The organism is Formosa algae (assembly GCF_001439665.1).
GTDB classification, from domain to species: Bacteria; Bacteroidota; Bacteroidia; order Flavobacteriales; family Flavobacteriaceae; genus Formosa; species Formosa algae.
In genome coordinates, this window is sequence record NZ_LMAK01000065.1 from 17,772 (window position 1) to 30,375 (window position 12,604).

Here is a 12,604-nt window from a genome sequence, read left to right on the forward strand (position 1 = left end):
TTAATTAAAAATATTAAGAAATGAAAAATATAAAAATATATACAATTATTGGAGCTGTTCTTGTCTGTAGTAGTTTGTTTACGGCATGCGAGACAGAGTTTGAAAATCCTAATAATCCAACCGAAGATGTTGTATTGGGAACAAAAGAAGGACTTTTTGCTTTAGCCACAGGGATTAGACAATATTATTCTGTAACAGCATTAAGGCAAGTTATAGAAGTGCCAGGAATTACAACTAGAGAACTAGGAGTAACTAATACGTTTTTAAATATTAACGAATTAGCTCAAGGAGGTGCAGAACTGCCTGCAGAAAGTGGAGGTATTTCTAATCCTTGGACCTATCTTTTAAAAGCTAAAGGGATGTCAGAATCCTTAATTGAAGGAGCAAATACGGTAGAGCTTACTGCGGGCACACGAAGTGGTCTGTTGGCTTATGGGAATTTAATTAAGTCAATGTGTCTTGGGGCTTTAATAGAAATGTTTGAGCAAGTGCCTATAGATAATTCAGCAGATGGAGAGGCGCTTTTTAGTGATAAGGCAACTGTGTTAGCAGAGTGTATTTTGCTATTAGAAGAAGCTAGAGATGAGTTAGCTGCAGAACCAATGTCAGATGACTTTGAATCTAGTGTGTTGTGGACAGATATGAGTCTAGAAAAAACGATTAATGCTTTTTTATCTAGATATCAATTAATGGCTGGGAATTATGCTGAATCTATAGTATCTGCAGATGCAGTGCTTAATAGTGATGATTCTACAAACTCAATGTGGGTGTATGATGCTAATAACGAAAATCCTATTTGGAATAGAACCGTTAATTCTGCCGACTTAAATCCGCAATCTAATTTTGGGTTAACTGGAGATTATATTCCAGAAGCCGAAGATGGAAGAATAGATTTTTATTTAGGCGCAGATGCCGGTTTTGCAAACGAAGATGCCGGTGGTCAGGCGCTTAGTGAAATGCTTGGTTTTTTTGAGTCTAGTACAGCTCCAATTCCAATTTATCTTCCAGGAGAAATGATGCTTAATAAAGCTGAAGCGTATGCTAGATTAAATCAGTTAGATGATGCGGTAGATCAATTAAATTTAGTGAGACAAAAAACAGACGACCCGCTTGGTGTTAATGCTAATCTTCCGGCTTGGACTGGAGATGAGGCTAATGCAGATGCTATTTTAGAGGAAATATATATCAATAGAAGTGTAGAGTTGTTTCTTACAGGTTTAAGGTTTGGAGATAGTAAGAGGTTTCATCCAGATTTTGAAGTGCCTTTAGAAGCTAATACGACTAATGAGAGAAATAGAAACTATTACCCATATCCAAGTACAGAACGTGAGAATAATCCTAACACCCCGGACGATCCAACTATATAAACGTTGAAAATTTAATTTTTTTTGTTTAGTCAATTTTATATGGGTAACAGTAATGTTACTCATATAAAATTATTAAAAAATAAAGGTGAATTATAAAATTTAATTTCAGATTATGAAAGTACAAACAGGTTTAGATGTGTTGCTAAACGATAAAAAACTTCAAGAATCGTTTACAGGAAATAGTGCTCTGCTCTGTCATAATGCCTCAATAGATTCAACCTATACACATGCGGCTCTACAGTTTAAAAATATGTTTGGGGATCGTTTTGTAAAATTATTTGGCCCTCAACACGGTTTTTCTACAGATGTTCAGGATAATATGGTGGAAACAGATCATGTTATACATCCGTTTTTTAAAATTCCTGTCTATTCTTTGTATTCTGAAACGCGAATTCCTACAGATGAAATGTTGGAAGGGATAGATCATTTATTTGTAGACTTACAAGATGTAGGTTGTAGAGTCTATACTTATATTTATACCTTAACGTATTTGTTAGAGAAATGTAGCTCTAAAGCAATAGAGATTGTTGTTTTAGATCGTCCAAATCCCATAAATGGAGTCGATATAGAGGGGAATATACTCGATTTAGATTTTGAATCTTTTGTTGGGAGACATCCGATACCTATGCGTCATGGAATGACTATTGGTGAGGTTGCTTTAATGCATCAAAAATTTTGGGTTACAGAAAAAGCAAATTTAAGAGTTATAAAAATGCGTAATTGGGACCGAAAGATGTTTTATGAAGACACTCAATTACCATGGTTATTGCCTTCTCCAAACTTAGCGAGAATAGAAAGTTCTTATACATTCCCCGCTACAGTTTTATTTGAAGGAACAACATTAAGCGAAGGTCGTGGTACAACACAATCTTTAGAGATTGTGGGGCACCCGAAAATAGAACCTTTTTTATTCTATGAAAACATATTGTCTAAGGCAATGAAAGCATCGAAATTAGAAGGATTTAAATTTAGACCTATTACCTTTTTGCCAACATTTCAAAAACAAGGCGGTAAAGTTTGTGGAGGTATTCAAATTCATGTTACAGATAAAACCATTTACAAGCCTTGGCGTGCAGGTCAATTATTAATGCGAGAGCTGTACCATTATTTAGGAGATGATTTTGGTTGGAAATTACCACCGTATGAATATAATTATGATCAACACCCAATAGATCTTGTTAACGGAACAGATAAATTAAGGCATTGGGTAGTGAATAATGAAACGGTTAAAGATTTAGATGCTTTTGAAGATTTAGACGCCTATAAACAACAACTTAATGCTATCAAAATCTATTAAAGTTTACCAAAATAGGATTGAATAAACTTATAATATTTCTCGTATCAAGTCTAAAATAAACTAATTATTTACACAGCGGGTAAATGTTTTTATCTGTATTTGTGGAGTTCCTAAATGGTGATATCCATACCAAATCTACAATAATCTGTGCGGATTGTAAATGCATATTAAGGATGAAAAATAAACTAACTACAGAACAAGCATCAGACTACAATAATTTAGAAAAAATGAGCACTCATGAGTTGCTTACTAATATGAATGTTGAAGACAAGTCTGTTCCTTATGCTTTGGAAAAAGCGGTGCCTTTTATAGAAAAATTGGTCGATGTTGTTTATGAAAAAATGAATGCCGGAGGACGTTTGTTTTATATTGGAGCAGGAACTAGCGGCAGGTTAGGTGTTTTAGATGCTTCTGAGTGTCCGCCAACTTATGGCGTTCCAGACGACTGGGTTATAGGTTTAATTGCAGGTGGCGATTTTGCTCTTAGAAAAGCTGTAGAAAATGCTGAAGATGATACAGCTTTAGCTTGGGAAGATTTAAAAAAATATAATATTAATACTGGAGATGTGCTTGTTGGTATTGCAGCCTCAGGAACGACGCCTTATGTTATTGGCGGTATAAAAAAAGCCAAAGAAAATAATATTGTTACTGCTTGTGTAACCTGTAATCAAGATTCTCCATTATCTTTAGAAGTTGATTATCCAATAGAATTGGTTGTTGGGCCAGAATTTGTTACAGGAAGTACACGGATGAAGGCTGGAACTGCTCAGAAATTAGCTTTAAATATGATTTCTACAACAGTCATGATTAAGCTTGGTCGCGTAAAAGGTAATAAGATGATTAATATGCAACTGTCTAATAAAAAGCTCGTGAATAGAGGAGTGAAAATGATTGTTGAAGAATTAAATATCGATGCCAAACTTGCTAAAGATTTATTGATGGAGCATAAAAGCGTAAAAGCAACATTGGATTTTTATAAAACAAAAAAGGTAAAATAATTACCTTGTGATTTTTCAGAAGTAAAACAAAATTTTAATGAAAAAGCTAATTATTGCTAGTGTCTTTCTAGTGTGTGTCTCGGCATTTGCACAACAACGTTCTCCGTTACAAACTCCAGATACCGAAAATCAGAAAAAATGGGTAGATAGTATTTTTAATACGTTAACCTTAGATCAGAAAATTGGTCAGCTTTTCATGATTCAAGCGTATTCTAACAGAGATGACAAACAAACTGATTTTATCAAAAAAATGATAAAAGATTATCAGGTTGGCGGACTTATTTTTATGCAAGGAACTCCAGAAAAGCAAGTCCAGCTTACTAATATCTATCAGTCAGAATCTAATATCCCTTTACTTATAGGTTTCGATGGAGAGTGGGGATTAGACATGCGTTTAAAAAACACATTTCGTTATCCTTGGAATATGACTTTAGGTGCAGTGCAAGATAATATGTTGATAGAGCAGTTTGGAACACGTTTAGGTTTACATTGTAAACGAGTGGGAATTCATATTAATTTTGCTCCAGTAGTAGATATAAATACAAATCCTGAAAATCCTATTATTGGGAACCGCTCTTTTGGAGAAAATAAATATAACGTTACCGAGAAAGCCATTGCATTTACTAAGGGGATTCAAAGTGTGGGTGTTCTTGCCAATGCAAAACATTTTCCTGGTCATGGAGACACCGCTACAGATTCTCACAAAACATTGCCGTATCTAGATTTTAGTTTAAATCGTTTAGATTCTATTGAGTTATATCCTTATAAAAAATTGTTTAAAACAGACTTGGCAAGTGTTATGATTGCGCATTTAAATGTGCCAGCTTTAGAGCCTAAAGACGGTGTGCCAACGTCTATTTCTCATAATGTGGTTACAAAGCTTTTAAAAGAAAAAATGAATTTTAAAGGTCTAATTTTTACAGATGCTTTAAATATGAAAGGTGCGGCAAATTACGCGCAACCCGGAGATATAGATCTTGCTGCGTTCTTAGCAGGTAACGATATGCTTCTTATTCCGGAAGATGTGAATGCTGCTGTTTTAAAATTAAAACATGCTTTAAGTACAAATGTGTTTACTGAAGCGCGCTTAAACGAATCTGTACGTAAAATATTAAATGCAAAATATTGGGCCGGATTACATCATTTTACTCCAATAAAAGAAGATCATATTGAAGACGATATCATTACAACTACAGACGAGTTGTTGTATCGTTCCTTAATGAAAGAAGCTGTAACATTAGTTAAAAATAAGGATGCAACGCTACCTATACAAGATTTAGCAACATCTAAAATTGCTTATGTAAAATTAGGAGATTCTGATAATGCTAACTTTGTAGGCACTTTAAAGAAATATACAGAGGTTGATGAGGTTTCAGATGCCAGTCTTACAGGTTTACTTAAAAAATTAAAGGCTTACAATACGGTTATTGTTGGGTTTCATAAATCGAACGATTCGCCTTGGAAGAGTTACAAAATGTCGGCTAAAGAGTTGACTTGGTTAAAAGAAATTTCAAAAAAGAATAAAGTTATTTTAGATGTTTTTGCGAGTCCGTATGCATTGTTAAAAGTTGCAGATTTTTCAAATATAGAAGCTGTTTTAGTGTCTTATCAGAACAGTGAAATATCTCAAGAAATTTCAGCTCAAATGCTATTTGGTGCTATAGGGATTAAAGGGAAATTACCTGTTTCTATAAATAAAAAATTTCCTGAGGGTACGGGAATAACAACCTCTAATATATTAAGATTGTCGTATACCATTCCTGAAGCTGTAGATATGGATAGCAAGTTGCTTTCGAAAATAGATTCTATCACAAAAATGGTTGTAGATTCTACTGTTGCTCCTGGTGGTCAAGTATTAGTGGCAAGATATGGTCAAGTGGTGTATCATAAAAGTTTTGGGTATCAGACCTACGATAAAAAACAGAAAGTAAAAATTACAGATCTATACGATTTGGCTTCGGTAACAAAAATATTGGGAGGTCTGCCCATGATTATGAAAAGTGAAGAGTTGGGGCTTTTGGATATAGATAATACGCTTGGCGAGTTGTTACCATACTTAAAAGGCTCTAATAAAGATACCATTACTCTTAAAGAAGCATTGTCCCATAACGGTAAAATAAAACCTTGGATTCCATATTATCTAGAAACTATAGATAGCATTACTAAAACACCTTTCAGTACGTATTACAGCAAGACTAAAACTAAAGAGTTTTCGATTAAAGTAGCAGAGGACTTGTACTTAATTAATAGTTACACAGATTCTATTTATAGAAAAATAGCCGAAGCGCCACAGGAAATTCAAGCAGGATATAAGTACAGTGGTTTGCTGTTTTATCTATTTAAAAAATATATACAAGACACTTATGGTGAAGAAATGGATGTGTTGGATAATGAAACATTTTATAAGCCTTTAGGTGCGCATACGCTAACTTATAATCCGTTACTTAAATTTAATGCATCTGAAATTGCGCCTACAGAAAACGACGATTATTTTAGAGGGCAATTGCTTCAAGGCAATGTGCATGATATGGGAGCTGCCATGATGGGTGGTGTAAGCGGAAATGCCGGTTTGTTTGGTAATTCTAACGATGTGGCTAAAATGATGCAGATGTACTTGCAAGACGGTTATTACGGTGGTAAACGTTATTATGAATCGAAAACCTTGCATAAATTCAATCATAGATATTTTGAAAAAGATAGTGTAAGAAGAGGTTTGGGATTCGATAAGCCGCAATTAAATCCAGAAGATCAAGCGAGTAGTAAATATGCGTCTGCTAATAGTTTTGGTCATTCCGGTTTTACAGGAACTTATACTTGGGCAGATCCAGATACTGGTATATTATATGTGTTTTTATCGAATAGAGTGTATCCTACAATGGCAAATAATAAGATCGGGGAACAGAATATCAGAACACGTATTCACAATGTGATCTACGAAGCTATTTTGGAATAAATTGGGAGGGGTTTTCAAGAATTTGTTATTATAATAAATGTACTCCAGCCGAAATATAGGGATTCAGTTTACTGTCGTTTAAATCTAGATCTGTAACCACAGTGTCAATTTCTTTTAGGCTGCAAACATCGTAACCTTGTCTAATATTCAATTTATTAGAAGTAGTAAGGTATACGATATGTTCAGAGGCTTTAATCATAGCTTTTTTTATGAGTGATACTTCGTAACCTTCATCTGTAATGCCGGTTTCTATATCTAAGCCGCTAACGCCCATAAAACAGATGTTGGCTCTAATGTTTGATAAAAATTGAATAACATCTATTCCTATGGTAACCATAGAGTTTCTGTAAATTTTTCCGCCAATAAATATTGTTTCCACTAAAGGGTGTTCTGTTAATTGCATGGCCAAGGGCAGGCTATAAGTGTAAACAGTTAGTTTTAGGTGTTTCGGAAGCAGTTTAGCAAGCATTAAATTCGTGGTCCCACCGCTAATAATTATTACCATGTTATCTTGTATTAGAGAGATTGCCTTTTGAGCAATACGAATTTTATTCTCTCTGTTGTAGATTATATCTTCGTTATAATGATATAGTTTTTGCACGTTAGATGTTGCGCCTCCGTGTATTTTGGTAATCAGGCCTTTGTCGTGGAGTTCCTTAATGTCTCTTCTTATGGTGTCCTCAGAAACCTTAAGTTTTTCAGATAACGCACTACAGCTTACTTTTCTATTTATACTTATTTCGTCTATTACTTTTTGGTGCCTATCCTTCTTCTTCATAAGTTTTTTTTCAAAAATAAGATTAAATTAAATCAAATGCATATAGCGGACTTAAAATACGCATTTATTTGCATGTTTTAAGTATTAAATACGCATTTGTTTTAAAAAATAAATATATTTGAAAGGATGTGTTAATTTTAAATAAACAATTTAAAAGTATGATGGCTTCAAATAGACTTGTTTCCTTAGATGTTTTAAGAGGAATTACGATATCTTTTATGATTTTAGTTAATACTCCTGGGAGTTGGAGTTTTGTATATCCTCCGCTCAGACATGCCGAATGGCATGGTTGTACACCAACAGACCTGGTATTCCCTTTCTTTTTGTTTATTGTAGGCGTATCCGTTTGGTTCTCTTTTGCAAAGTATAAAACGAAGATTTCAAAACCAGTTGTTCTTAAAATATTAAAACGTACTCTCATTATATTTCTTTTAGGCTTTCTGTTAAATTTATTTCCGTTTTTCGATTTTGAAAAGGTGCGTATTATGGGCGTGTTGCAGCGAATAGCACTTGCTTATGGTGCTGGTGCTATACTGTGTTTAACCTTTAAAAGAAAACCTTTAATTCTAGTTTTGTGTTTAATACTACTAGGGTATTGGGGGGTACTGTATTTTGGGGCAGAGACAAATCCGTATTCATTGCAGAAAAATGTAGTAAGAACATTCGATTTGTTTGTATTGGGAGAGCAACATATATATAAAGGATTTGGTGTGCCTTTTGATCCTGAAGGCTTGCTATCTGCAATTCCAGCAGTTGGAACTGTAATTATTGGGTATTTAATAGGGCAAGTTATTAGTGAAGCGCTTACTTTAATGTCTAAAATTAAAACATTGTCGTTGTTAGGATTTGTTTTAGTGTTATTAGGAGGTGTTTGGAATGTTGTCTTTCCAATTAACAAAGCATTGTGGACAAGCTCTTACGTGTTGTTTACTGCAGGGTTAGCAACACTATTGTTAGCTGCATTAATTTATATTATTGATTTAAAAGGTTTTAATACATGGTCTAAACCGTTTATACATTTTGGGACAAATCCCTTATTTATTTTTGTGTTTTCTGGTCTGTACGTCAAAACTATTAGTTACTTAATTCAGGTTCCAGTAGATACTTCGGGAGACAAAATATCTGGCTATACCTATCTGTTTGAGCATGTATTTGCTGTAGTAGCAGGGCCTATGAATGGATCGTTACTCTTTGCGCTAACGCATATTGTTATGTTCTGGTTTATATGTTACCTACTTTATAAAAATAAAATATTCGTAAAAATATAGCTTTTAGAATACTTCATTGATTTAATTACATCATTTTTCAGGTTTAATTGTTAAAACTTGCAATATTTTGCATGAATAATGCATTATAATTGCATATTTTTTCTACATTTAGTGCAATAACTAAAATAATAACTAATATGAAAAATTATTGTATTCAATTAATCACTATAGTGGTGTTGTTTTTTGTGCATAGTTCCTTTGCTCAATCAATAACAGTATCTGGTAATGTTACAGAGAAAGGTTCCGATTTGCCTTTAGTTGGCGTTAGTGTTGTAGTTGATGGTACTTCTACAGGTGCCGTAACAGATTTTGATGGTAACTTTACTATTAAAACAGAAGACACTACCGGTAAGTCTCTTAACTTTAGTTTTCTTGGTTTTAAATCTGTTTCTGTATCACTTACAGGAGCTAATCAAGTTGTAAATCTTTCTATGGAAGAAGATGCAACGAGTTTAGATGAAGTGGTCGTAACGGCTTTAGGGATAAAACGTGAGAAAAAATCTTTAGGATACTCTATTACTAAAGTAGGAGGAGAAGATTTAGCTGAAGTCAAAACAGTAAGTGCTGTAAACTCTTTGCAAGGACGTGTCGCTGGTGTGAATATTTCTACTAGTAGTGGTGGTGCTTCTGCATCAAGTCGAGTTGTTATTCGTGGAGCGAGCTCTTTAACAGGAGATAACCAACCGCTTTACGTAGTTGATGGAATACCTATTATTAATAATACAAGTAGTTCTGTTGTTGGAGCCACAAATGATGGTACTGGTGACGGTGGTGATGATATTTCGTCTTTAAATCCAGACGACATTGAATCTGTTTCTGTGTTAAAAGGAAGTTCTGCTGCAGCATTGTACGGATCATTAGCTTCTAACGGTGTTATTATGATTACGACAAAAACAGGAAAAGGTCAGAGAAATTTAGGTGTTGAATTTTCAAGCTCTTTTACTTTTGATAGAATCAATACCAACCTACAGAATATGCAGACTAGTTACGGTCAGGGTATTAATAATTTAAAACCAGGTTATGAGTTAGATGATAACGGCAATGCAGTTGAAATTGCTAATGCAGAAGATGCTATCGACGATTCATTCTTATATACACTACAATCTTGGGGTGCTTTAATGGATGGCTCTTTGGTCTATAATTGGGATGGTGTAAAAAGAGCATATGAATACACAGGAAATAATTTAGATAAATTTTACGAAACAGGAACAACAGCAGTGAATACACTTGCTTTATCTAAAGGTGGAGAAGATTATAATTATCGTTTTTCTTTTTCAGATTTAGATAATAAAGATATTTTTCCTGGGACAACTTTAAACAGAAAGTCGTTAAGTTTAAATGCATCTGCGACTATTAATCCAAAGTTAACATCTACTATAAACGCCAAGTATATTGTAGAAAAAACCCATAACCGAATTAATATTGGAGACACTCCAGGAAACGCGAATACCGTGGCTTATGTGTTGCCAAGTAGTTTGGATATAACAGATTTAAAACCAGGATCTAATGATGAAGGTACAGAATTGTTGTTTCAACCTAGCCAGTTTATTACAAATCCATATTGGGCAGTAAACGATTTTAATAATGACGACGAGAAAAACAGATTTACAGCTTCTACCGTGTTGCGTTACGATGTTACAGATTGGTTGTACGTATTAGGAAGAGCGGGTATAGATACTTATGATTTATCTAGAACAAATGTAACGCCTTACGGAACAGCTTATCAACCAGCCGGCCAGATGACGCAGAGTAAGTCGACTTACACATCAGTAAATTCAGATGTGATGCTTGGGGTAGAAAAGTCCATTACAAGTAAAATATCTACGAATTCTATTTTTGGAGCCAACAGCAGAACAAATACTTTTGAACAATTATCTGCTACTGGATATAATTTTATTGTTGTTGGTCTAGAAGATTTAAATAATACAACCTTACCAGAACCAACGAATAGTTATTACGAAACAAAAACTAATTCTTTATACGGTTCTATTGAAGTTGATTACGAAAAGTATTTATACTTAACATTTACGGGAAGAAACGATTGGTTCTCAACGTTATCTTATCCAGGAAAAGAGTCTCCAAATAACGATTTTTACTGGTCTTTAAGTAGTAGTTTGTTACTTACAGATTTATTAAACTTACCAGAAGTATTTAATTATACTAAGGTAAGAGCGAGTTATGCACAGGTTGCTGGTGGTGCTAGTGATGCGTATTCTTTAAATTTAGATTATGCCATAACAGGATCTTTTCAAGGGCAATCTTACGGACAAATAAATAGTAGTTCTATACCAAACCCAGACTTAACACCTTTCAAGAAAACAGAATATGAATTTGGTTTAGAGTCTAATTTTTTCCAAAATCGTTTGGGGATAGATTTTGCATATTATAGTAATAATACAACTAACGATATTGTAACGGCATCGGCGTCTCAAGCTTCAGGATATTCATCAGCGATATTAAATATAGGAGAGTTATCTAATAAAGGAATTGAATTTTTAATTAGGGGAACACCTATTCAAACAGACGATTTTTCATGGAATACTTCATTTAATATCGGATATAACGATAGTGAAATTGTGCATACAGACGACGAGGATACATCTATCAATGTAGATGGTAGTGAATCGCGTTCTGGAACTGCAATTATTGCACATATTGTTGGTGAAAATTATGGTGTTATTTATGGTTCGTCTTACGAAAGAGATGATGCAGGAAACATTGTTTACGATAATAGCGGGAGTATACCAAAGCCAGTACAAGGCGAAAACAAAATTTTAGGTCAAGGTGTAGCGCCTTATACATTAGGATTTTATAACTCGTTTAAATACAAGAATTTCTCTTTAGGCTTTTTAATTGATGCTAAATTTGGAGGAAGCGTTCATTCTGGGACAAATAGAGAGTTAATGATGAGAGGATTGCATAAGAAAACCTTAGAAGGTCGTGAGTCTGGGTTGGTTGTTTCTGGAACAGATAGTGAAACAGGCGAGTCGTTCTCGACCACAGTAGATCCAGAAAACCTAAGATTCTTCTACGGATACATTGGCGCAGAAAGTGCTGGTATCGCAGAAGAGTTTGTATACAGTACAGATTTTATAAAATTTAGAGAATTAAGTTTTTCTTATAGTGTTCCGAGAGAGGCTTTGTCAAGTATTTTTATAGATGACTTAAGACTGTCGTTTATAGCAAGAAATCTGTTCTATATTTCTAAAGCTATTGATAATGTAGACCCGGAAGCTGCCTTAAATAACCTTAATTCTCAAGGGATAGAACGATTTGGAGTGCCTTCTACACAAAGTTTAGGATTCTCTGTAAATGTTAAATTTTAAAAAAACACAAAATGAAAAAAATACTTATTTTATTAGCAGTAGTTGCAATATTTGGATCGTGTGATGAGGGTTTTGAAGAGCTTAACGTTAATCCAACTACAGCATCAGATTTAGAAGCATCAACAAAATTAACTTATATTCAATTATATACAGGAGGGAGCAGCTATGTGGCTACATTATTTTACGATGTCATTCACTTAATGCAAGATATTCAACATCTTAATGCCACATCGTATGTGTCATTTTTATACCAAGAAGGAAGTACAAATTGGTTTTTTGAAGAGCAATTTCCAACTACAGTCAAGAATTTAATCGACTTAGAAACATCGTTAGAGTCTAGCGAATCTGAAACCGCCGAAATAGATTTAGCCATTGCAAGAGTACAGAAAGTACTTGTGTTTAGTAGAATCACAGATCTTTACGGAGATATTCCATACAGTGAAGCAGGTTTAGGATATTTAGAAGGTATTCGTTTTCCTTCATATGATTCACAAAGCGATATTTATTTCGATATGTTAGCAACTCTAGACAGTGCTTCAACAGTATTAAGTGCTGGCGGTGAAAGTTCTTATGGGTCTGCCGATTTAATTTACGGTGGCGATGTAACCAAATGGGGG

At 34.2% G+C, this 12,604-nt stretch carries 8 protein-coding genes; 7 read left to right on the forward strand and 1 reads right to left on the reverse strand.

Features of this window, described 5'->3' with window-relative positions; translation table 11 throughout:
• The first annotated feature begins 20 nt into the window (after positions 1–20).
• From AST99_RS13925 to AST99_RS13940, 4 genes are all read left to right on the forward strand, one after another.
• On the forward strand, positions 21–1,367 hold the full coding sequence (locus AST99_RS13925) for a RagB/SusD family nutrient uptake outer membrane protein (protein WP_057782678.1): 1,347 nt from the start codon (positions 21–23) through the stop codon (positions 1,365–1,367).
• Positions 1,368–1,479: 112 nt separating this feature from the next.
• On the forward strand, positions 1,480–2,664 hold the full coding sequence (locus tag AST99_RS13930; protein ID WP_057782680.1) for a DUF1343 domain-containing protein: 1,185 nt from the start codon (positions 1,480–1,482) through the stop codon (positions 2,662–2,664).
• 173 nt (positions 2,665–2,837) lie between these two features.
• Entirely contained in the window at positions 2,838–3,662 is an 825-nt protein-coding gene (gene murQ, locus AST99_RS13935; RefSeq protein ID WP_057782682.1) for an N-acetylmuramic acid 6-phosphate etherase, read from the forward strand.
• 37 nt (positions 3,663–3,699) lie between these two features.
• Positions 3,700–6,615 carry a serine hydrolase domain-containing protein gene (locus AST99_RS13940; RefSeq protein WP_057782684.1) on the forward strand — a complete coding sequence of 972 codons (2,916 nt, stop codon included), beginning with the start codon at positions 3,700–3,702 and terminating at the stop codon, positions 6,613–6,615.
• Positions 6,616–6,643: 28 nt separating this feature from the next.
• On the opposite strand, the gene AST99_RS13945 is transcribed toward AST99_RS13940, so the two are convergent.
• On the reverse strand, positions 6,644–7,393 hold the full coding sequence (locus AST99_RS13945; protein ID WP_057782687.1) for a DeoR/GlpR family DNA-binding transcription regulator: 750 nt from the start codon (positions 7,391–7,393) through the stop codon (positions 6,644–6,646).
• Positions 7,394–7,551: 158 nt separating this feature from the next.
• On the opposite strand from AST99_RS13945, the gene AST99_RS13950 reads away from it, so the two are divergent.
• The 3 genes from AST99_RS13950 to AST99_RS13960 form a co-directional block, all read left to right on the forward strand.
• Positions 7,552–8,661 (forward strand): acyltransferase family protein, encoded by a 1,110-nt coding sequence (locus AST99_RS13950; RefSeq protein ID WP_057782689.1) that lies wholly within the window; start codon positions 7,552–7,554, stop codon positions 8,659–8,661.
• A 137-nt stretch (positions 8,662–8,798) separates the two neighbouring features.
• Positions 8,799–11,987, forward strand: a complete 3,189-nt coding sequence (locus tag AST99_RS13955) for a SusC/RagA family TonB-linked outer membrane protein (RefSeq protein WP_057782691.1) — start codon at positions 8,799–8,801, stop codon at positions 11,985–11,987.
• An 11-nt stretch (positions 11,988–11,998) separates the two neighbouring features.
• Positions 11,999–12,604, forward strand: a 606-nt coding sequence (locus AST99_RS13960) for a SusD/RagB family nutrient-binding outer membrane lipoprotein (protein ID WP_157486407.1), incomplete at its 3' end; no start/stop codon positions are given.